This window comes from Novosphingobium panipatense, from assembly GCF_900182875.1.
GTDB lineage: Bacteria > Pseudomonadota > Alphaproteobacteria > Sphingomonadales > Sphingomonadaceae > Novosphingobium > Novosphingobium panipatense.
Genome location: NZ_FXUI01000005.1, coordinates 156,506 through 177,074 on the forward strand (window position 1 = coordinate 156,506; position 20,569 = coordinate 177,074).

Consider the following 20,569-nt stretch of genomic DNA (forward strand, 5'->3'; position numbering starts at 1 on the left):
AATCTGCAGCAATGTGCGACGTAACCGGCGGGAGAACGCGGGCGGAAGGCCGTGCAGCCGGTGCCGCCACGTTGCCTTCCGCGTCTTTCAGGCAGCCCGTCGGCGGCTCATGGCATCGTTCCCGTCGCAGTCTGCCGGCGCCTCGAAGACGACTTCATGCTCGCGCGAGGGACTTGCGTAGCCGCGGCCTTGGCTGAACCGTTCGACGACTCGCCCGGTACGGCGGAAGCCGACCTTCTCGAGCACTCGGCCCGAGGGAAGGTTGTCGATGTAATGGTGCGCCACGATCCGCTGATGGCCGAGCACGCGGGCAAGGCCCAGCAGGCTGCGGGCAGCCTCTGTAGCATAGCCGCGCCCCTGCTCGGCGGGGGTGATCCAGTATCCAAGGTTCACTTCATCGTCGTGCGGCGACAGTCCGCAGCCGCCGATGATCCGGGCGCCATGCGGGTCCGGCACGGTGACGAGGAAACTGGGCAGGCGGTGAACCTGCGGCGCCTCGATGAAGGTGCGGGCGTCCTCCCCCGTGTAGGGCCAAGGCGCGTGGGCAAGATTGCGCACGACGCGTTCATCAGCGATCCGTGACAGCAGTTCGTCACGGTCCTCGGGCCAGGCAGGGCGCAGGAACAATCTTTCACTGCGTATGAACATCATCGGTACTCCATCCCCCGCCGCCGCCTATCGCGCCGGCGTGACACTGCGATTACGCCCGGTGTCGGGCGCAGTCGCACAAGGCCCGAAGAGCACGGCATGCGGGGGCGCATGCGCGGCACCGTTTCCGGGCACGCGGGAGGGAGAAACGAAAAGAGGGAGACGGGCGGGGCCTCTCCCTCATTCTGCCGGTCCTAAGCGGATCGGCGGGGCCATCCCGTCAGGATGGCCCTTTGACAGACCACCCAATTACTCGGCTGCTTCAGCCATCACGTCTACCGAGACGTATTTGCGGCCCTGCTTGCCGTCATGGAAGCGCACGCGGCCTTCGGCCAGCGCGAACAGGGTGTGATCCTTGCCGATGCCGACGTTCACGCCCGGGTACACCTTGGTACCGCGCTGACGGATGATGATGTTGCCGCCGATCACTTCCTGACCGCCGAACTTCTTCACGCCAAGGCGGCGGCCTGCTGAGTCGCGACCGTTGCGCGACGAACCGCCTGCTTTCTTATGTGCCATTTCTGGTTACTCCGAAAATCTGGGTCAGCCGACGGACACGATGCGCAGCAGGGTCATCTGCTGGCGGTGGCCGTTCTTGCGACGGTAGTTGTGGCGGCGGCGCTTCTTGAACACCACGACCTTTTCGCTCTTGGCCTGAGCGATGATCTCGGCTGCGACGGTCACGTTAGCGACGTCGGCGATCTCGCCATCCTTGCCGGCGAGCAGGATGTCGCCCAGGGTGATCTTGTCACCGGCTTCACCAGCCAGCTTCTCGACCGCGATCTTGTCTCCGGCGGCAACCCGGTACTGCTTGCCGCCCGTGCGCACTACTGCGAACATGGTGCCCTTACCTAATATCAAAATGCCCGAAACGAGCCGAAACAAACTTGCCCCGGCCGCTCCGCTTCAAGTGCTCCCCAAAGAGAGAGCAATCGAAATGCCGAGCTTTTCGGGCGACGCGCCGTCCGTCCCGCTGTTACGCGAGGGGCCGGAAAGATGGGTGCCGTTAAGGGATGACCCGATTCGTGTCAACCGCGGACTTGGCTGAAGACGGCGTGTCTAAAGCCTCTCCCGCTCCGGCGAGGTCATGCTATGGCACGGCCATGATCAGCGCGAAAGTTCGTTTGCTCGCCCCCGTTCTTCTTTGCGGCTCCGTGGCCCTGGGCCTGTCCGCGTGCTCCTCTGCCGGTGGATACCCTTCACTGGCGATACGGGACGTCGAGCGCGTGAGTGGCACTGGCACGCCTGTGGACGGGGAAGGATCGGCGGTGCCTCCGGCGCTGCCCCCTGCAAGTGCCGACCTGCTGACGCGGCTGGCCGGACTGGTGAAGGCCGCGCGCGATGCCGACGGTCGCTTCCAGTCCAACCGTGCGGCGGCCGAGCGGGCGGTATCAGCTGCCGGCTCCACCGGCACCGATTCGTGGAGTACCGCGAGCGTCGCGCTGGCACGGCTGGAATCGAGCCGCTCCTCCGCGATGTCGGCGCTGGCGGAGCTCGACCTGCTTTATGCCGAAGCCCGGAACGCCGCTCCCGTCGAGGAGTCACCCTCGGCGACGGCAATTGGCGATGCCCGCAGCCAGGTCGCAGCGCTGCTTGAGGCGCAGGATAGCCTCATCGCCCGACTGGCGGGGCGCCTCAGGACCTGAATTGCCCCGGCGCCTTGAAAGCGGGAGGCGAGGAGACTAGGTCGGCGGCGTCCGTGATGTTCCCCTAGAAAAGGCCTCCCCTCGATGAGCGCACCCGCACCCGAACTCGTCCTTTCCGGTGGCACGGTTCATACGCCAAGCGGCCCTGTGCAGGCCGATGTGGCGGTTCGGGACGGGCGGATCATCGGAGTGGGATCCTACCCCGACGCTGGAAGGCGGATCGACTGCACGGGTCTCGACGTCCTTCCCGGCGTGATCGACAGCCAGGTCCATTTCCGCGAGCCGGGGCTGGAACACAAGGAGGACCTCGAAACCGGAAGCCGCGCCGCCGTCATGGGCGGCATCACGGCGGTGTTCGAAATGCCCAACACCAATCCCAACACCGACACGGAGGAGCGTGTCCGTGACAAGCTGGCGCGCGCGCATCACCGTATGCACTGCGATCACGCCTTCTACGTCGGCGCCACTGCGGACAACGCCACGTCGCTGGCGGAGCTGGAGCGGATTCCCGGTACGGCCGGGGTCAAGATCTTCATGGGGGCATCGACCGGAAGCCTTCTCGTCGCGGAGGACGAACAGCTCGCGCGGGTGCTGGCCCATGGCCGCCGCCGCGTCGCCATCCACGCCGAGGATGAGGCGCGGATGAACGCGCGCAAGGACCTGCGGGTTGAGGGCGACCCTTCGAGCCACCCGGTCTGGCGCGACGACGAGAGCGCGATGCTTGCCACGAAGCGGATCCTGCGCCTGGCGCGGGAGGCGCGCCGGCCGATCCACATCCTTCACGTCACGACGCCGGCCGAACTGGAGTTGATCGCCCAGCACCGCGACGTCGCGACCTGCGAGGTCACGCCGCAGCACCTCACGCTGGCGGCCGAAGAGGCTTATCCCAAACTGGGAACCTTCGCGCAGATGAACCCGCCCATCCGGTCCGCGGCGCATCGGGACGGCCTCTGGGAATGGCTCCGTGCGGGCGTGCCTGACGTGCTTGGGTCGGATCACGCCCCGCACACACGCGAGGAAAAGTCAAAGACGTATCCGGCGAGCCCGTCCGGCATGCCGGGCGTGCAGACCCTGCTTCCCCTGATGCTCGATCATGTCGCCAAAGGCCGGCTGACGCTGGAGCGGCTGATCGACATGACCTCGAGCGGCGTGCAGCGGGTGTTCGGCCTTGTGTGCAAAGGCCGGATCGCCGTTGGCTACGACGCTGACTTCACCGTGATCGACCGGAAGGGCCGTTTCGCCGTTACCGAGGACTGGGGTGAGAGCCGTTGTGGCTGGTCCCCGTTCACCGGCATGGAGCTGGAAGGGCGCGTCGTCGGCACGATCGTGCGGGGGCACTCCGCGATGTGGGAGGGACAACTGGCCGACCGGGCCGTGGGCGAACCGCTGCGCTTCGCCGGAGCCCTCTGACCGCAAGCCTTCGGAGTGGTTGCCGTACCCCGAATCAGCGGGAGCGGCGGCCGCTCAGGCCACCTTGCGGCGGGCGAGGAGATCCCAGCAGAAGACCGCGATCGCGCTCCAGATGAAGGCGAAGCAGACGAGCTGGACCGGCTTCAGGGGCTCGCCGAAGACAAGGATGCCGAGCAGGAACAGGCCCGTCGGCGTCACGAATTGGATGAAGCCGAGGACCGAGAAATCGAGCCGTCTGGCTGCCTTGGCGAACAGCATCAGCGGAATACCCGTGAGCGGTCCTGCGCAGAGGAGGAGCAGGCTGATGCCCGGCGACGATCCCATCGCCAGGCTGCCGGTGGTCTGCCACTGCCAGGCCAGCAGACCCGTGGCGGGCAGGAGCAGCACCAGCGTCTCGATAGTGAGGCCGGGGAGGGCGTCCACCGGCGCAAGCTTGCGGGTCAGCCCGTAGCCCGCGAACGAAAGGGCCAGCGCCATGCTGATCCAGAGCGTGTCCAGCGCTCCCTTCGCCAGCAAGGCCACGCCGACGGCAGCCAGCGCCACGGCGATCCATTGGCGGCGTGTCAGCTTCTCCTTCAGGAAGATCGTTGCGGCCAGGACATTGACGAGCGGGTTGATGTAGTAGCCCAGGCTTGCCGCCAGAACATGATCTTCCATGACGGCGATCACGTAAATCAGCCAGTTGGTGCCGATCAGCACCCCGCTGAGTGCAAGAGCGGCTACGATTCGTGGACTGCTGAGAGCGGCGCGCAAGGCCGGGCCCTGCCGCAGGATGACGATCATCACGAGGCAGAACGGCAGGGTGCACATCAGGCGCCAGACCACCACCTCGAACGGCCCAACCTCCTTCAGAAGCGCGAAATACAACGGAAAGAGGCACCAGATGCCATAGGCTCCTATCGCCGGCAGAAGGCCGGACAGGAGCGATCCCTGACGTTGACTGGATGGCGGCATCTTCAAGTCTCCGGACAGCGACTTGCCATCCGGGGGCGCTCTTAGGCCGGGCTCTTTCCGGCGGCAACGCTCGTTCCGCCGCCGGGCTGTACTCGGTTCATCGCAAAGTTCAATTCTGACCGTCGTGTTGCGAGCCGTTCAGGATAGGTGGCCTAAAGATGAATGCGTAACGCGGATCGACTCAGATGGCCGGTTCGCTTCCGAGAAGAGGAGATTTGAGATGAACGCATTCTTCAAGGCCTCGGCCATCGCTGCCGCTGCTGCCAGCCTGGTCACCGCATTGCCCGCAACCGCTGCCGTTTCAAGCCACCCGGTCGGCTTCACCGCCCCGGGCGAGCAGACCTACGAGCAGGGTCGGGACCGTTACCGCTATTCGCGCGAGGATTACCGTCGCGGCTACGGCTATCGTGACAACCGCTACCGGGGGGACAACTATCGCAACAGCTCCTGGCGCGGCAATGACGGTCGGTACTACTGCCGTCGCAGCAACGGCACCACCGGTCTGCTGATCGGCGGCGCGGCGGGCGCCCTGCTGGGCCGCGAGGTCGATGGCGGCCGGGATCGCACGGCCGGTACCCTGATCGGCGCGGCTGCCGGTGCCCTGCTGGGCCGTGAGGTCGACCGCGGCGGATCGCGCTGCCGCTAAGTTCCGACACAAGCAGGTTTCCCCGCGCGAACGGCGACGTGCGGGGGAACCGTCCTGCCATCAGCGCATGGACGGAGAGGGCGCTCGCATCTTGCGGGCGCCCTCTGACGTATGTGCAGGTATGAAGCGCGTTCTTTTCCCCGGTATCCCGCGATGGGACGCCTTGTTCTCGGGGCTGGCGTTCGTCGCCGGTTTGCCGTCTTCCTGAAGCGTCGCGAAGAACACAGGCGCAGGAAGAAGGATCGTCCGCATGAAGCTCGTAGCCCCGTTACCCGGTCTGGCCTTGTTGGGGGCGCTGTGCGTTGCGGCTTGTGGTCCGGCGGAAAAGGCGACGGTGCCGGCCGAGAGCGATCCGGCGCTTGCCGATGCCTTGAATGAGCCGCTGATGGTCGACCCCGACCTTTCCGGACAGCAGGGCGCGGCTCTTTCGGCCGAGGGCGGGCGGGTGACGATACCGCCACAGGACCGCTCCCCCGAGGCGGTGGAAGCGGCGCGCAAGGCGGCGCTTCAAAGCGCGGGTGGCACTCTCAGGCCGGTGCCCGCGCCGGTCGGCGGCGGAAGCGTATCCCTTGCCCAGGATGCGGCAACGGCGGCGCAGGTGGCGGAGCAGTCAAGGCTCGCCAAAACGGACTGTTCCGCCAGCGTGCAGTATTCGAACACATGGGCGGCGAAATTGCCCGATGCGATGCCGGTGTACCCGCGCGGCGCGGTTCAGGAGGCTGCGGGAGTCGATGGACAAGACTGCGCTCTGCGCGTCGTCAACTTCATGACTCCCGTGGGCGTGGATGATGTGCTCAGCTTCTATTTCACGAAGGCGACGGCGGCTGGCTACACCGCCGTTCATCGCACCGAAGGCAAGGACCATGTGCTCGGCGGGCGGAAGGCGGGCCGGGCTTACGTGATTTATGCAAGGAGCCGGTCGGGCGCCCTGACCGAGGTCGATCTGGTGACGAGCGGCAGGTAGCGACCGTCAGCGAAGGCCGACGCCGATCACTGCGCGCGGTTGGTCCATTTCGCCCGAGGCGACGGGATAGGCGCAGTAGTCCGCCGCATAGAAGCCGCTGGGGCGGTTGTTGCCCGACAGGCCGACGCCGCCCATAGGGGCCGAATGGCTGGGGCCGATCGTGGGGCGATTCCAGTTGATGATGCCGGCCCGCACATTGGCCCAGAAGCGATTGTATTCCTGCGGGGTCCCCCCGATCAGCGAGGCGGCGAGGCCATAGCGGCTGGCGTTGGCCTCTGCGATCGCCTCGTCGAAGTCGGACACGCGCACGACCTGCAGGATGGGGCCGAATATCTCCCCGTCCGGCCGTTCCTCCATCCCGGTCACGTCGATGATCGCGGGGCTGAGGAAAGGAAGGCCATCATGATAGCGCACGAGGTGCTTGATCGGCTTACCGCCGTGACTGAGCAGGTGAAGAAACCGCTCCGTCAGTCCGTCGGCGGCCGCATTGTCGATGACGGGCCCCATGAACGGAGCCGGTTCGTCGAAAGGTCCTCCGCAGATGAGGCGATCGGCCAGGGTTTTCACTTCGCCGATGAGCGCGTCGTACACTGTGTCCCGGACGATCAGCCGCCGGGCGGCCGTGCAGCGCTGGCCGGCCGTAGCGAAGGCGGACTGCACGACGATCGCGGCCGCGTCGGTCAGCTTCGGAGTATCCCAGACCACCATCGGATTGTTTCCGCCCATCTCGAGCGCAACCAGCCGGTCGGGGCGTGCGGCGAGGCGGCGGTTGATGGCGATCCCGTTGGCTGCAGAGCCTGTGAAGAGGACGCCATCCACCCCGTCATGGCCGACGAGCGCCTCGCCCTCAGCCGGTCCGCCCGGCGCGAACTGTATGGCTGCGGCCGGTATGCCTGCGCGGTGGAAGCATCGCGTCAGCATCTCGCCTGTGGCAGGAGCGCGCTCGCTGGGCTTGAAGATGACGGCGTTGCCGGCGATCAGGGCCGGGACGATATGGGTGTTGGCAAGGTGTGCGGGGTAATTGAACGGGCTCAGCACGACCATCACGCCATGCGGCTTGTGGCGCACGGCCATCACGCCCTGCAGGGCGGAATCGAGCCGGCGCTGGGCCGTCCGTTCCGCATAGGCGCGGATCGAGACTTCCACCTTCGCGACGACGGCGTCGACTTCGGACCGGGCTTCCCACATCGGCTTGCCCACTTCGCGGGCGATGCACGTGGCGAGCGCCTCGGCGTCCTTGCGCACTTCGTTGGCGAAGCGGCGCAACAGTTCCATCCTGGTCGACAATGGCTGTGCGGCCCATGTCGGCCAGGCGCGCCGGGCGCGCGCGACCGTCTCGTCAACATCGGCGACAGCGCCACGCCAGATCTCCGCGCCCGTTGCCGGTTCGTAGGAGACGATCTCCGCCGTGGCTTCGAATCGGCCTGTTGCCCTGTGGAGTTGTCCGCTCACGAATCCGTTTTCCTGGTGCGACTGCCCGCCCTCAGCGTTTCTTCAGCATCTTGCGGGGGCTAACGCTCGTTAGCCGATCGGGTTCAACATTTCACCTGCATGGCACAGCTATTGCTACCACGCTCCTAACATGGGGTGAATCGGGCCGGCCCCACCGTCTGGAATCCATGCCGCGCGTTCAGGGCTGGGCGCTCCGCTGATGGCAGAGCGGCGTGCTGCGCCTTTCGGGGCAGGATGGGTTGCGGATCGAAGGGCATGCCGCGATAGTGGCCGTCCAACGGCTTTGCTGACGGCCGGATACTTGTCTTTGCCAACGAAGAGGTTGCCGCCCCGGCATGAAGGTTTTCGAAGATCGCTTCTGGTCTAGCCGCGACGGTCTAACACTGCACTTTCGAGATTACCCGGGGCCCGGGAGCGAAGGCAGCCGCCTGCCCGTTCTGTGCCTCCATGGCCTGACGAGGAACGCTCGCGACTTCGACGTACTGGCGCCGCGTGTTGCGGCCGGGCGGCGGGTGATCTGCCCGGACCTGCGCGGTCGCGGCGACAGCGAGTACGCCAAGGATTCGGGCACGTACAATCCCGCCCAGTACGCCGAGGACGTCCTCGCCCTGATCGAGCAGGAGAACCTGGATCGGTTCGTGGTGATCGGCACTTCGCTCGGCGGCCTCGTGGCGATGAGCCTGGCGACCATGCTGCCCGGCCGGATCGCCGGCGCCGTCATAAACGACGTCGGTCCTTCGCTCGAGCCGACCGGTCTGGGGCGGATCAAGGACTATGTGGGGCAGGGACGTAGCTGGCCGACGTGGGTCCATGCCGCGCGGGGGCTGGAGGACATTCAGGGACGCGCGCACCCCAACCAGCCGCTCGACTTCTGGATCGGCATCGCGAAGCGCCTGATGACGGTGAGCGGCAGCGGCCGCATCGTCTTCGATTACGACATGAAGGTTGCGGAGCCCATCATCGCCCTTGACGTCGAGGCGCAGCCCGACCTGTGGGACGCCTGGGATGCGCTTGCGCGGGTGCCGGTCCTTGTCGTCCGTGGCGCCCTGTCCGACCTCCTTTCCGCAGAGACGCTGGCGAAGATGCTGAGCCGCGCCCCGGGAGCCGAAGCGCTGACGCTCGAAGGCATCGGCCATGCTCCCACGCTGGACGAGCCGGAGTCGGTGGTTGCCATAATGCGGCTGCTGGACCGCGCGGTCTGAGGCGTTGCGCGTCCTCCATCTTCATTCGAGCTTCGCGGCGGGCGGTAAGGAACTGCGCGCCGTTCGCCTGATGAACCTGTTCGGTCAAGCGATCGAGCACACGGTTGTTTCTGCCCAGCCCGGCGCCTTCGGGGCAAGGCAGGCCCTGGATCGCGATCTTGACGTCGCGTTCCCGGCCGATTTCCCGAGCCTGCAGGGCCGTCCGACGCCTCGGCGTCTCCTGCGCCTCGCCCGTGCCATGAAGGGGTTCGATCTCGTTCTCAGCTACAACTGGGGCGCGATGGATGGGGTGCTGGCGCACCGCATATGGGCAGGCGTGCTCGGGCTGCCGCCGCTGGTGCATCATGAAGACGGCTTCAACGAGGACGAAGCCCGGCGCCTCAAGCCCGGCCGCAATCTCTTTCGCCGCGTGGCGCTTGGCGGTGCCCGCGCGCTGGTGGTGCCCTCCCGGCGGTTGGAAGCGGTGGCCTTGGAGCGGTGGGCGCAGCCGCGCGAACGGGTGCGGCTGATCACCAATGGCATCCCGACCGGGGTCTACGCCAGGGCGCCTATGGAGGGCATGGTCCCAGGGCTGACGAAGGCGCCGGGGCAGAAGTGGGTGGGGACGCTGGCCGGATTGCGGGCCGTCAAGAATCTCCCCCGGCTGGTGCGGGCTTTCGCCGGCCTTCCGCCCGAATGGCATCTGGTGATTCTCGGAGAGGGGCCGGAGCGCGAGACGATCCTGGCACAGGCGGCATCATCCGGGGTGGCGGACCGCGTACACCTTCCCGGATTCGTGCCGAACCCGTCGCGGGCGGTCGGGCTGTTCGATCTTTTCGCCTTGTCCTCCGACAGTGAGCAGTTTCCGATCTCCGTCGTGGAGGCGATGGCATCGGGAATCGCCGTCGCTTCGCCTGCCGTCGGCGACGTGGCGGACATGGTGGCGGCTGAGAATCAGCAGGCGATCACACCCCCCGGGGATGAAGCGGCTCTGGCCGGGGCCATGGCCTTGCTTGCGTCGGACGAGCCCCTGCGCAAGGCGATCGGCGAGGCAAACCGTGAGCGGGCCCGGGCGCTTTACGACGAGGACGCAATGGTCCGTGCCTATGTGCAAACCTACGCCGCCGCGCTGGGCCGGGAGCGTTTTCCCTGACAAAGAGTCTATTCAGGGCTGCTTCACCGGGAGCCGGGCACCGACATCCCCGTTGAAAAGCACCACCCATTCGCTAAACAGCCCGCAACCTTCCCGATTTTCCGCAGAAAGCGCCCGATCTTGGCCCTGCCTCCCGACACAACTTCCGCCACCAACCCTGCGGGCGCCGCTCGCAATGCGGCCCAGCAGGACGTTTTCCTGCGCGAAGTCGATGACGCCGTGCGTCAGGACCAGCTCGAAAGCTTCATGAGCCGCTACGGGAAGCCGCTGCTGGCGCTCATCCTTATCGCGCTCCTGGCCTTCGGCGGCTGGATCTACTGGAGTCACCGCCAGACTCAGGAGCGTGAGCAGCGATCCGAGGCCTATGTTCAGGCGATGGATGCCCTTCAGGCGAACAATCTTGACGCGGCCAAGGCAAAACTGTCCCCGATCGCTTCGGCCAGCGGCTCGGACGCGACGGTCGTCTCGTCGCGGCTGATGCTTGCCGGGATCGCCTTGCAGCAGGACCGCAAGGCGGATGCGCTGAAGATCTACCGTGAGGTGGCAGCCGACGAAAAGGCGCCGCAACCGCTGCGCGACCTTGCGACGGTGCGACAGGTAGCCGCTGATTTCGACGCGATGAAGCCGGACGATGTCGTCAGCCGGTTGAAGCCCATGGCCGCTCCCGGGAACCCCTGGTTCGGTCCCGCCGCTGAACTGGTTGGCATGGCATACCTCAAGCAGGGCAAGGACAGCCAGGCGGGCCCGCTTTTCTCCGCCATCGCCAAGGACGAAGCGGTCGACAACGGCCTGCGCAGCCGCGCGCGCCAGCTCGCCGCCACGCTGGGCGTGGACGCAGTGGAAGATCAGGTGAATGAGCAGGGTGAGCCTCTGGACACTGCGGCGGCCAAAATCGTCAAGCGCGCGGAAGCCGGGAACTGAAGATAAGATATGGCACGTGAGGACATTCGCATGAACGCAGCACGCAACACGACTTCGCGGCCCCGTGCGCGCAAGGTCATGCCGCTGATCGCCCTCGCGCTGGTCGCGGGTCTTTCCGGCTGCAAGGTCTTCGGCGGTGGCAAGGGGCCGGCCAAGACGCCGACCGTGGGAGAGCGCGTGCCGATCCTGTCCCGGATCGAGAGTGGCGCCAAGGTCGATCCGACGCTCGGCGCCGTGTCCGTGATCCTGCCGCCCGCGCAGGTGAACCCCACGTGGGCGCAGGGAGGCAACACCGCCAGCAAGGCCTACGGCCACCTCGCCCTTGCCGACAACCCGACGAAGGCCTGGTCCGTGCAGATCGCCGGATCGTCGAACCGGGCGCGCCTTGCGGCTGCACCGGTCGTCGGGGACGGCAAGCTTTTCGTCATCGATACCGAAGGCACCGTTCACGCTTTCGACGCGCAGAGCGGCGCAAAGATCTGGACGAAGAGCGTTTCCGTCAGCGGCAACAACGCCAATTCCGTCTTTGGCGGCGGCGTCAGCTTCGACGGCGATCGTGTCTACGTCACGACGGGGCTGGGCGAAGTTGCGGCCCTGAACGCGGCGGACGGTAGCCAGATCTGGAGCAAGAAGCCGGGCGGGCCACTGCGCGGTGCACCGACGATCGGGTTCAACCAGGTCTTCGTGATGACGCAGGACAACCAGATCATCGCCCTCAATGCGGGCGATGGAGCGACCGTATGGCAGGAGTCCGCTTCGCTGACGCAGTCCGGCGTGTTCGGCGTCGCCTCTCCGGCGCTGGGGCAGGGCACGGTGATCGCGGGCTTCTCGTCGGGCGAGCTCGTGGCTTATCGTTATGAGAACGGCCGTCAGGTCTGGTCCGACGCCTTGTCACGCACCTCGATCTCGACGGAAGTGGGCAGCCTCACCGATGTCGACGCTGACCCGATCATCGATGCCGGCCGCGTTTACGCGCTGGGACAGGGCGGACGCATGGCGGCGTACGAGCTCGTCACCGGCCAGCGGATCTGGGAACTCAACCTCGCGGGGATCTCGACACCGGCGGTGGTGGGGGACTGGGTCTTCACGCTGGACGATCATGCCGAAATCCTCGCCATTGCCCGTTCCACCGGGAAGGTGCGCTGGTTGACCGAGCTCGATCGGTACAAGAACGCCAAGAAGCGCAAGGGTCCGATCTTCTGGGTCGGTCCCGTAATGGCGGGCAACAAGCTGTGGATCGCGAACTCGGAGGGCCTGGTGGCGACCGTGGATCCCACCAGCGGCGCGATGACGCCCTTCACTGGACTGGATGAGGCGGTATCGCTGGCTCCGGTCGTCGCGAACCAGACGCTCTACATCCTTGACGACTCCGGCCGGATCACGGCGTATCGTTGATGCCGCGTGCCTCCTCCTCGCCTGCGGTGAGGAGGGTTTGCGGTGCCTTAACCTATCGCGGGTAGGGCCGCTCTCATGAGCACAGCCTTTAGAAAAACCGGTGCGCGGCCCGCCAGCGATGTTTCTGCCGGCGTCGGCCTTGCGGGGCTGGCCGCACTGGCCTTCTGGATCGTGCTCTGCCGCAACTGGGCTTCGATCGCAGAGGGGCTGTCATTGCCCGGGCCACGGGCGCCGCTGAGTGGCCCTTATGCATCGGTGGCAACTCTGTTCTTCACCGGTGCGGCCATGACGCTGTGGTCCCTGTGCGTGGACAAGGTTCACCTGCGTCCCTCCACGGGTATCGACTGGACCGCGCAGCGGGCATTTGCGGAGACGCTGGACACATCAATAACTAAGATCGTCTCCCTATGGGCGACCTGGGCACTGATCGGGGGCTTCTACTGGGTGTGCCGCTGGTATTGGGACGGACAGTACCTCTTCGCCATGCAGGTCATCGGTTCCGCTGCCATACCTCTCGTCGTGCTTTCCATTCCCTATGTCCTGTGGATCGACCGTGTTCTCGTGAACCCGCGCGACTCGGCGTGGCATTTCGGAGCGATGCTGATCGGCCGGGAAGCCTGGGATGCGGTGGAGGTGCGCAGGCACTGGCGAGCATGGGCGATCAAGGGGTTCTTCGGCGCCTTCATGATCTCGATCCTGCCAGGAGGATTCGCGCGTATCGTCGAGGCGGATTTCAGCGCTGTCCTGAACCAGCCGGTCGAGCTCGCTTCTCTCCTGATCGAGGGGCTTTTCCTCATCGACGTGCAGATCGGCACCGTAGGATACCTCTTCACCTTCCGGCCGCTCGACGCGCACATCCGCAGCGGAAATCCGTTGCTGGCGGGCTGGGTCGCTGCCCTTATATGCTATCCGCCGTTCGTCTGGGGCACGATGGGACGAGCGGACGTTCTCGGCTACGAGGTCAATACCGGCGGCTGGGCACACTGGGCCGCTGCCTACGACGGTATGTTGTGGGCGTGGGCGGCGCTCCTGGTCTTGCTGACCGCCGTGTACGCCTGGGCCACCTTTGCTTTCGGCCTTCGTTTTTCCAACCTCACCTATCGGGGCGTGCTCACGAACGGTCCGTACCGCTTCACGCGCCACCCCGCCTACCTTTCCAAGAACCTGTTCTGGTGGGCCTCCGCCGTTCCGTTTCTGGTCACTAACGGGTCGGTTACGGACGCGGTGCGAAACACGGTCATGCTGTCCGTCGTCAGCGGCATTTATTACTGGCGCGCCCGGACGGAAGAGGCACACCTTCTGGCCGAAGATTCCAAGTACCGCGAGTACCACGCCTGGATGAGCGAAAACGCATCCATCACCCGCGCGCTGAGAGCTGTGAGCCGCCTCCTGCTGCCCCGCGGGCCGCAAATGCAACCCGCAGAGTGAGGAGAGTGACGGCCGCCGTGGGCGCGGCGGATTCGCTCAGAAGGATTTGAGCGCGTAGATCCGGGACAAGTCGCCAGCCCATTCGCCGTTGTAGAGATCGAGAAGCCGCTGCGCGGGCACCTTGCCGCTGGCCACGATCTCGGCGAGCGGGTCCAGATATCCGGTCTCGTTCTCGCCGGCAGCGTTCAGCCGTGCCCGCGCGGCCAGGCCGGAGCGGGCGATGCCGACGACTTCGCCGGCGATGTCGCGCAGGGTGCCGCCGCCCGGCAGCGGAGCATCGAGGCCAAGGCGCGGTGCGGCGGAGCGGAGCGCCTCGCGCCCCTCCATGTCCCAGCCCTTCACCAGGTCCCACGCCGCGTCGAGTGCGCCCTGATCGTAGAGCAGGCCGACCCAGAAGGCGGGAAGGGCGCAGATGCGGCTCCACGGGCCACCGTCGGCTCCCCGCATTTCCAGGAACGACTTTAGGCGAACCTCGGGGAATGCGGTGGAAAGATGGTCCTGCCAGTCCGACAGGCGCGGCTTCTCGCCGGGCAGGACCGACAGTTCACCCCTGAGGAAGTCCCGGAACGACAGGCCGGCCGCATCGATATACCTGCCCTCGCGGAAGACGAAGTACATCGGCACGTCCAGCATGTATTCGACATAGCGCTGGTAACCGAAGCCGTCTTCGAAGACGAAGGGCAGCATGCCGGTGCGCGCCGGATCGGTGTCCGACCAGATGTGGCTTCGATACGAAAGGAAGCCGTTGGGCTTCCCCTCGGTGAACGGCGAGTTCGCGAACAGCGCGGTCGCCAGCGGCTGCAGCGCCAGCGAGGTGCGGAACTTCTGTACCATGTCCGCTTCGCTCGAATAATCGAGGTTCACCTGAATCGTGCAGGTGCGCAGCATCATGTCGAGGCCCATCGACCCGACGCGCGGCATGTGCCGCAGCATGATGTCATAGCGGCCCTTCGGCATGATCGGCAGCTCTTCGCGGGTCTTGTCCGGCCACATGCCGAGGCCGAGGTAGGCCTTTCCGATCCGCTCCCCGATCTTCTTCACCTGGGCCAGATGACGCCCCGTTTCGGCGCAGGTCTGGTGAAGATCCTCCAGCGGGGCACCCGAGAGCTCGAGCTGGCCGGCGGGCTCCAGGCTGACGGTGCCGTCCGATCCCTTCATCGCGATGACGTTCCCGCCTTCGACGATGGGTTCCCAGCCGAACTCAGTCAGGTTCATGAGGAGATCGCGGATGCCGCCCTGTTCACCGTAGGACGGAGCGTGATGATCGGCGGTGTCATACACGAACTTTTCGTGTTCGGTGCCGATGCGCCAAGCCTCGCGCGGCTTTTCACCCGCAGCCATCGGCGTGGCAAGTTGATCCAGGCTTTCGATCGTCGGATCTTCACGATCCGAAACCTCACGGGTGCTCATGGCCGCGGAATTAGAGCCGCGCGCGAGGCTGCGCCACTGTTTTTTGTTCCGCGCGGTTCAGAAAGCGTCGACAGCCCAGTCTCCGGCCGTGGCCATCCACAAGGCGGTGGCGGATATGCAGGCGGTTTCGGCTCTCAGGATGCGGGGCCCAAGGGTGATGGCGCGCGCCTGCGGGAGGGCACGGATGAGCGCGCGTTCGTCCTCGTCGAAGCCGCCTTCCGGTCCTACCAGAAGCGCGGCCGGCCCCGGGTTTGCCGCGAAGGTGGCGGCTGCGGGTGCTCCGCCCTGCTCATCGGCGAAGAACAGCGTACGCGTATCGGGCCAGGCGCGCAGCATGGCTTCAAGGCGGACGACGGACTCCACGCGGGGCAGTGCTGTCCGGGCGCATTGCTCGGCGGCTTCGATCACGATGGTGAGGGCGCGTTCCGGATTGAGCTTGTCCGCCACGCATCGGCGGGTAATCAGCGGCTGCACGGCGGAGACTCCCAGCTCGGTGGCCTTCTCCAGCACGAGGTCGAAGTTCGGCTTCTTGAGCAGGGCGGCGCACAGCACGAAGTCCGGCACGTCTTCCCGGGCACGCAGCAACTTGCGAACATCGAGCAGGACGTCGCGCTTACCCGCCGACACGACTTCGCAGACCCATTCGCCGGTTCGGTTGTCGCAGGCGATCACTGCGTCGCCAGCGCTTACCCGCATCACCCTGCCCAGATAGTGTGCCTGCTGTCCTTCGATCGTGATCCGCTCTCCTTCAGTAAGAGGGCCGGGGACGAAGAGGCGGGGAGCCGAACGGGGTGGCCATGCGGGTGTAGCGGGCATGATGGACGGCGTTCCTCAAGGATGCGGAGCTTCGGAAAACCCTTCTTGCGGCATGCACGCGGCGATGCAACGCCGGGGCCTCTACGTTCACCAGTCACGTTCGCGCATGACACGGCGTCCGCTTTGCACTATTCATCGTATAATGATCGAACCTGCGCTCGTTCCAGACAGTCAGCACCGCGGCCTGGTCTCGTTACTGCCCCAGCCGTTCCGCGACTTCGCCATGCTGGCGCGGTTCGACCGCCCGATCGGGTGGTGGCTGCTGTTCTGGCCCTGCGCCTGGAGCGTGCTGCTCGCGGGCGGCGAACAGGAATTCATGCTTCTTGGCTGGCTCCTGCTCGGTTCCATCGTGATGCGCGGGGCGGGCTGCGTCTTCAACGACATCGTCGATGCCGATCTCGACCGGCGTGTGGCGCGAACCGCCAAGCGGCCGGTGGCAAGTGGCCGGGTCAGCAAGCCCGCCGCCTGGACATGGCTGGTGCTGCTCTGCCTCATCGGCCTTGTCGTGCTTCTGCAACTGCGGCTGGAAGCGCAACTCGTCGCCTTGGCGAGCCTCGCCCTTGTCGCAGGCTATCCTTTCATGAAGCGGATCACCTGGTGGCCGCAGGCGTGGCTCGGAATGGTGTTCACCTGGGGCGTGCTTGTGGGATGGATCGAGATCCGCAGCGACGGTCTCCTCGCAATGGGTGCCTTGTACCTCGGTTCGATCCTGTGGTGCATCGGTTACGACACGATCTACGCGATCCAGGACATCGAGGACGACGCCATCGTCGGCATCCGCTCTTCCGCCCGCCGTCTCGGCACACGGGTACGTGGAGGTGTCGCGGGCTTCTACACCGGCGCGCTGGCGCTGTGGGCGCTGGCATTCTGGCTGACCCGGCCGGACTGGGTCGCGCTGCTGGCCCTCGTGCCCATGGGGGCGCATCTGGGCTTCCAGGTCGTCACGCTTGATCCTGCCGATGGCGACAACGCGCTCGCACGTTTCCGTTCCAACCGCGATGCCGGCCTGGTCATGGCACTGGCGTGCTGGGTGGTGGGCAACGCCGGCATCGTCTGACGCAGCGCCGGCGCAAGCGGGCGCGTCCTGCGAACAGCCTCACTGCGCGGCGGCAAGCAACTCTTCCGCGCCGCCCAGATCGACGCTGACCAGCCGCGATATTCCCTTTTCGACCATCGTGACGCCGAACAGGCGATGCATCCGGCTCATCGTCACAGCGTTGTGCGTGACGACGAGATAGCGCGTATCGGTTTCGCGCGTCATCGCCTCCAGCAGATCGCAGAACCGCTCGATGTTGGCGTCATCAAGCGGTGCGTCCACCTCGTCCAGCACGCACAGCGGGGCCGGATTGGTGAGGAAAAGGCCGAAGATCAGCGCGATCGCCGTCAGCGCCTGCTCGCCACCGGAGAGCAGCGTCAGCGACTGCAGCCGCTTGCCGGGCGGCTGAGCGTAGATTTCCAGCCCTGCCTCCAGCGGATCATCCGAATCGACGAGCGCGAGATGGGCCTGCCCACCCTGGAACAGCTGCGTGAACAGGCGGCGGAAGTGCCCATCCACCGCTTCGAAGGCGGCGCGCAGCCGTTCCCGGCCCTCCCGGTTGAGGTTGCCGATGGAGCCGCGCAGCCGGTTCACGGCTTCCGTCAGCTCCGCTTTTTCGCTGACGCTGAGGCCAAGCTGCGCCTCCGCCTGAGCGAGTTCGTCAGCCGCAACGAGATTGACGGGGCCGATCCGCTCCCGGTCCGCGACGAGCCGGTCCATGCCCGCGCCTTCGGCTTCCGCCGTGCCGACGTCCGCCGGGCTGAAGGGAAACTTTCCGGCCAGAAGCGGCGGCGGGCACTGGAAGCGTTCGCCCGAAAGGCGGTTCAGCTCCGAGCGCCGTCCGTCCTCATGCTCGGCCCGTGCCAGCGCGCCGGCGCGGCCTTCACGGGCGGCGGCCAGCGTCTCCTGCGAGGCTGCCAGAGCGGCATCCGCCTTGCCCGCCTGTTCGGTGGCGGCACTGACCGCCGCTTCGGCCTTCGCGAGTTCTTCCGCCAGGCGCAGCCGGATCGCTTCACCCTGTTCGATCTGCTCCAGCAACGCCTTCGGCTTTGCTGCCATGATCGCGCGTTCGGCTTCGATCTCCTCAAGCCGGCCCGCCATCTGAGCGAGGCGGTTGGCGGCGTCCCCGGAGCGCGCTTGCCAGCCCCGGATATCGCCGCGCTGTGACGCCGTGCGCTCCTGCCCGACGGCAAGCGCCTGGTCGTGACTGGCCAGAGCCGCCATGGCGTGCTGGAGCGCAGAGCGCGCCTCCCCATTCCGCTCCTGTGCGGCTTTGAGCGCGTCGCGGCCCGCTTCGGGGTCCGGCAGAGCCGCGCGCTTCGCCTCGGCCACGGCGAAATCGGCCTCCACGTTGGCTCGCTGCTCGGCCATGTCCGCAAGCGTCCTGTCCAGCTCGGCCCGGCGAGCCTGCTGGCGTGACCGCGCGTCCTCAGCCCGGTCGACCTCGCGCAGCGCGCCGCGCTCCGCATCGGCAGAGGCGGCGATCGCACGTTCTGCCGCAACGACTCGGGCGGCGGTCTCCGCCAGTTCCTGCTGCACGCCCGCCTGCCTTGCTTCGGCATCGGCCACGGCCTCGCGCAGGGGCGGCAGCCTCGCGTCGAGGTCGGCGAAGCGGTTTTCCGCCTCGAGCCGCGCAGCCTCGGCCGCGCCTTCGCCGCGCGCGATGAAACCGTCCCAGCGGCGCAGTACACCGGCGCGCGTCACCAGCCATTCCCCCGGCTGAAGCGTGCGGCCGTCATCCTCATCCGCCACGTGGACCAGAGCCATGCGCGCGGCCAAGGCCGGGGGACAATCGATGACATGAGCATCAAGGGCGTCAGGCACGCGCGGCGGCGCGTCGGCCCCTGTCCAGAAGCGGCCGTCTGCTCCGGGCACGCTGCCGAGCGGCGCCCTGGCATCGCGCCCCAGCACGGCCGCGACGGCACGCTCGTAGCCCGGCGCCGCTCGCACCGCGTCGATTGCGGCGGGTAGACCGTGCGCGGCTTTCGCGCTCTTCGCGCGCGCGTCCCGGTCGCGCAGCAGAGCAGCGTGTTCCCGCTCGATGCCGGTAAGATCGGCCCTGGCGCCAGAGAGGGCCGATGCCGCCGCGTCGCGATCAGCCTGAAGAGCGGCCTTGCGCGCCTGCAGTTCCTCCAGCCCCTCCCGGGCTTCGGCAAGCTGCAGGGTGGCGGCTTCCGCGCGGCCACGGGCCGCGGCGATGGCAGCCGCCAGTTCGGCCGGATCAACAAGCGCGGCCATCTGCGCCTCTATTCGCGCTGCGTCCTGAGCGACCCGGGCCTGCCGGTTACGAGCCTGGGTCAGTTCCGATTCGGCGATGCGCCATTCCGCCTCCACGCCGGCCTGCTTCGCTGTCGCCTGCGCCAAGTCGAGCTCCGCCGCGCGAGAGGCCTGCTCCGCCCCTTCGACAGCGTTAGCCAGGCGCGGGCGCAGCGCTTCGTCGGCGGCAAGCTGCTTCTCACCCTGGGCAAGCTCGCGCTCCAGCCGGGCCAGTGCTTCTGCCGCATCACGCGTCAGGCGATCCGCGTCGTGGCGGTCTTCTTCCAGACGCACGCGCTGGCGTTCAAGATCCGCGATCCGCTGTTCGGCCGCTTCGAGCTGGCTGGTGAGCGTCGCGAGGCGATGGCCCTGCGCGTTGGCGTCGTCCCGGCGGTCAGTGAGTTCGTCACGCGCGGCGGCCAGAGCCTTGGCTGCCTGCGCCTGCTGTGCCTGCGCCTTGGCGGCCAGCGCCTGCGTTGCGGCGACCCGGGCCTCGGCGGCCTCGGCATCCTTGCGGGCGGCGTCTGCCGCTTCCGCGGCGTCCCGCCAGCGCGCGAACAGGAGGCGGGCTTCGGCCAGCCGGATCTGGTCCGTCAGCGCCTTGTAGCGATCGGCTGCCTTGGCCTGCCTTCTGAGAGCGCCGACCTGCTTGTCCAGACCGGCCATGATGTCGTCCAGCCGGGCCAGGTTGGCTTCGGTTGCCCGCAGGCGCTGCTCGGCGTCCTTGCGGCGGACATGGAGCCCGGCGATGCCGGCAGCTTCTTCGAGCATGGCGCGCCGCTCTGCCGGCTTGGCGGCGATCACGGCAGCGATCCGGCCCTGGCTGACGAGCGCAGGGCTGTGCGCACCGGTGGCGGCGTCGGCAAAGATGAGCGCGACATCCTTGGCGCGCACGTCCCGGCCGTTGATGCGGTACGCGCTTCCAGCGCCGCGTTCGATGCGGCGAACGACCTCGAGTTCTTCCCGCGTCGTGTCGCCCCTTGCGACTGTGTCGGCCTTCAGAACCACCTCGGCAAAGGCGCGGGGCGGGCGGTGGGCCGTGCCGGCGAAGATCACATCCTCCATGCCGCCGCCGCGCATGGACTTGGGCGAGCTTTCGCCCATCACCCAGCGGATGGCTTCCAGGAGGTTCGACTTGCCGCAGCCGTTGGGGCCGACGATGCCCGTCAGCCCCGGTTCGATGCGCAGTTCAGCGGGTTCGACGAAACTCTTGAAGCCGCTCAGCTTCAGCCGGTGAATACGCATCGAAGTCA

The 20,569-nt window shown here is 66.8% G+C and carries 18 protein-coding genes; 10 read left to right on the forward strand and 8 right to left on the reverse strand.

Annotated features, from left to right (window positions below):
- Positions 1-87: 87 nt before the first annotated feature.
- The 3 genes from QOL62_RS10225 to rplU all read right to left on the reverse strand — a co-directional run bounded on the left by QOL62_RS10225 (position 88) and on the right by rplU (position 1,488).
- Positions 88-648 carry a GNAT family N-acetyltransferase gene (locus QOL62_RS10225; protein ID WP_283406148.1) on the reverse strand — a complete coding sequence of 187 codons (561 nt, stop codon included), beginning with the start codon at positions 646-648 and terminating at the stop codon, positions 88-90.
- A gap of 249 nt (positions 649-897) precedes the next feature.
- Positions 898-1,167 carry a 50S ribosomal protein L27 gene (gene rpmA / locus QOL62_RS10230; protein WP_103728058.1) on the reverse strand — a complete coding sequence of 90 codons (270 nt, stop codon included), beginning with the start codon at positions 1,165-1,167 and terminating at the stop codon, positions 898-900.
- A gap of 24 nt (positions 1,168-1,191) precedes the next feature.
- Positions 1,192-1,488: a 50S ribosomal protein L21 gene (gene rplU / locus QOL62_RS10235; RefSeq protein WP_103728059.1), complete on the reverse strand. Its 297-nt coding sequence runs from the start codon at positions 1,486-1,488 to the stop codon at positions 1,192-1,194.
- 263 nt (positions 1,489-1,751) lie between these two features.
- Here rplU and QOL62_RS10240 point away from each other — a divergent pair, with 263 nt between their 5' ends.
- Together QOL62_RS10240 and QOL62_RS10245 are read left to right on the forward strand one after the other, a co-directional pair.
- Positions 1,752-2,294 (forward strand): hypothetical protein, encoded by a 543-nt coding sequence (locus QOL62_RS10240; protein ID WP_199183762.1) that lies wholly within the window; start codon positions 1,752-1,754, stop codon positions 2,292-2,294.
- Positions 2,295-2,378: 84 nt separating this feature from the next.
- A complete protein-coding gene (locus QOL62_RS10245; RefSeq protein ID WP_283406149.1) occupies positions 2,379-3,704 on the forward strand; it encodes a dihydroorotase in 1,326 nt (441 codons plus the stop codon).
- Positions 3,705-3,758: 54 nt separating this feature from the next.
- Here QOL62_RS10245 and rarD read toward each other — a convergent pair whose 3' ends face one another.
- Entirely contained in the window at positions 3,759-4,658 is a 900-nt protein-coding gene (rarD, locus tag QOL62_RS10250; RefSeq protein ID WP_283406150.1) for an EamA family transporter RarD, read from the reverse strand.
- A 220-nt stretch (positions 4,659-4,878) separates the two neighbouring features.
- Here rarD and QOL62_RS10255 point away from each other — a divergent pair, with 220 nt between their 5' ends.
- Together QOL62_RS10255 and QOL62_RS10260 are read left to right on the forward strand one after the other, a co-directional pair.
- Positions 4,879-5,304 carry a glycine zipper 2TM domain-containing protein gene (locus QOL62_RS10255; protein WP_103728062.1) on the forward strand — a complete coding sequence of 142 codons (426 nt, stop codon included), beginning with the start codon at positions 4,879-4,881 and terminating at the stop codon, positions 5,302-5,304.
- A 250-nt stretch (positions 5,305-5,554) separates the two neighbouring features.
- Entirely contained in the window at positions 5,555-6,268 is a 714-nt protein-coding gene (locus QOL62_RS10260; RefSeq protein WP_283406151.1) for a hypothetical protein, read from the forward strand.
- Between the two features lie 6 nt (positions 6,269-6,274).
- Here the strand turns inward: QOL62_RS10260 and QOL62_RS10265 are convergent, their stop codons facing one another.
- The gene (locus QOL62_RS10265; protein WP_283406152.1) at positions 6,275-7,720 is read right to left on the reverse strand and encodes a succinylglutamate-semialdehyde dehydrogenase; all 1,446 of its coding nucleotides are present in this window, start codon (positions 7,718-7,720) and stop codon (positions 6,275-6,277) included.
- Positions 7,721-8,055: 335 nt separating this feature from the next.
- Here QOL62_RS10265 and QOL62_RS10270 point away from each other — a divergent pair, with 335 nt between their 5' ends.
- The 5 genes from QOL62_RS10270 (at position 8,056) to QOL62_RS10290 (ending at position 13,798) form a co-directional block, all read left to right on the forward strand.
- Positions 8,056-8,922 carry an alpha/beta fold hydrolase gene (locus QOL62_RS10270; RefSeq protein WP_283406153.1) on the forward strand — a complete coding sequence of 289 codons (867 nt, stop codon included), beginning with the start codon at positions 8,056-8,058 and terminating at the stop codon, positions 8,920-8,922.
- A 4-nt stretch (positions 8,923-8,926) separates the two neighbouring features.
- Complete coding sequence (locus QOL62_RS10275) at positions 8,927-10,054, forward strand: glycosyltransferase (protein WP_283406154.1); 1,128 nt, start codon at positions 8,927-8,929, stop codon at positions 10,052-10,054.
- A gap of 120 nt (positions 10,055-10,174) precedes the next feature.
- A complete protein-coding gene (locus QOL62_RS10280) occupies positions 10,175-10,975 on the forward strand; it encodes a tetratricopeptide repeat protein (RefSeq protein WP_103728067.1) in 801 nt (266 codons plus the stop codon).
- Positions 10,976-11,005: 30 nt separating this feature from the next.
- Positions 11,006-12,370: an outer membrane protein assembly factor BamB family protein gene (locus QOL62_RS10285; protein WP_283406155.1), complete on the forward strand. Its 1,365-nt coding sequence runs from the start codon at positions 11,006-11,008 to the stop codon at positions 12,368-12,370.
- A 75-nt stretch (positions 12,371-12,445) separates the two neighbouring features.
- Positions 12,446-13,798, forward strand: a complete 1,353-nt coding sequence (locus tag QOL62_RS10290; RefSeq protein WP_283406156.1) for a methyltransferase family protein — start codon at positions 12,446-12,448, stop codon at positions 13,796-13,798.
- 36 nt (positions 13,799-13,834) lie between these two features.
- Here QOL62_RS10290 and QOL62_RS10295 read toward each other — a convergent pair whose 3' ends face one another.
- Both QOL62_RS10295 and QOL62_RS10300 read right to left on the reverse strand, forming a co-directional pair.
- Entirely contained in the window at positions 13,835-15,208 is a 1,374-nt protein-coding gene (locus QOL62_RS10295) for a glutamate--cysteine ligase (protein WP_283406157.1), read from the reverse strand.
- A 57-nt stretch (positions 15,209-15,265) separates the two neighbouring features.
- Positions 15,266-16,024 (reverse strand): 16S rRNA (uracil(1498)-N(3))-methyltransferase, encoded by a 759-nt coding sequence (locus tag QOL62_RS10300; protein WP_283406158.1) that lies wholly within the window; start codon positions 16,022-16,024, stop codon positions 15,266-15,268.
- A gap of 142 nt (positions 16,025-16,166) precedes the next feature.
- Between QOL62_RS10300 and ubiA the strand changes: the two genes are divergently transcribed.
- Positions 16,167-17,081, forward strand: a complete 915-nt coding sequence (ubiA, locus tag QOL62_RS10305) for a 4-hydroxybenzoate octaprenyltransferase (protein WP_103728581.1) — start codon at positions 16,167-16,169, stop codon at positions 17,079-17,081.
- A gap of 39 nt (positions 17,082-17,120) precedes the next feature.
- On the opposite strand, the gene QOL62_RS10310 is transcribed toward ubiA, so the two are convergent.
- Entirely contained in the window at positions 17,121-20,561 is a 3,441-nt protein-coding gene (locus tag QOL62_RS10310) for a chromosome segregation SMC family protein (RefSeq protein ID WP_283406159.1), read from the reverse strand.
- Positions 20,562-20,569 lie beyond the last annotated feature (8 nt).

Bases quoted from the DNA above. Each gene is read 5' to 3' on its own strand.
- QOL62_RS10225 (WP_283406148.1), bottom strand. From the start codon at position 648: ATGTTCATACGCAGTGAAAGATTGTTCCTGCGCCCTGCCTGGCCCGAG.
- rpmA (WP_103728058.1), bottom strand. From the start codon at position 1,167: ATGGCACATAAGAAAGCAGGCGGTTCGTCGCGCAACGGTCGCGACTCA.
- rplU (WP_103728059.1), bottom strand. From the start codon at position 1,488: ATGTTCGCAGTAGTGCGCACGGGCGGCAAGCAGTACCGGGTTGCCGCC.
- QOL62_RS10240 (WP_199183762.1), top strand. From the start codon at position 1,752: ATGATCAGCGCGAAAGTTCGTTTGCTCGCCCCCGTTCTTCTTTGCGGC.
- QOL62_RS10245 (WP_283406149.1), top strand. From the start codon at position 2,379: ATGAGCGCACCCGCACCCGAACTCGTCCTTTCCGGTGGCACGGTTCAT.
- rarD (WP_283406150.1), bottom strand. From the start codon at position 4,658: ATGCCGCCATCCAGTCAACGTCAGGGATCGCTCCTGTCCGGCCTTCTG.
- QOL62_RS10255 (WP_103728062.1), top strand. From the start codon at position 4,879: ATGAACGCATTCTTCAAGGCCTCGGCCATCGCTGCCGCTGCTGCCAGC.
- QOL62_RS10260 (WP_283406151.1), top strand. From the start codon at position 5,555: ATGAAGCTCGTAGCCCCGTTACCCGGTCTGGCCTTGTTGGGGGCGCTG.
- QOL62_RS10270 (WP_283406153.1), top strand. From the start codon at position 8,056: ATGAAGGTTTTCGAAGATCGCTTCTGGTCTAGCCGCGACGGTCTAACA.
- QOL62_RS10285 (WP_283406155.1), top strand. From the start codon at position 11,006: ATGAACGCAGCACGCAACACGACTTCGCGGCCCCGTGCGCGCAAGGTC.
- QOL62_RS10290 (WP_283406156.1), top strand. From the start codon at position 12,446: ATGAGCACAGCCTTTAGAAAAACCGGTGCGCGGCCCGCCAGCGATGTT.
- QOL62_RS10295 (WP_283406157.1), bottom strand. From the start codon at position 15,208: ATGAGCACCCGTGAGGTTTCGGATCGTGAAGATCCGACGATCGAAAGC.
- QOL62_RS10300 (WP_283406158.1), bottom strand. From the start codon at position 16,024: ATGCCCGCTACACCCGCATGGCCACCCCGTTCGGCTCCCCGCCTCTTC.
- ubiA (WP_103728581.1), top strand. From the start codon at position 16,167: ATGATCGAACCTGCGCTCGTTCCAGACAGTCAGCACCGCGGCCTGGTC.
- QOL62_RS10310 (WP_283406159.1), bottom strand. From the start codon at position 20,561: ATGCGTATTCACCGGCTGAAGCTGAGCGGCTTCAAGAGTTTCGTCGAA.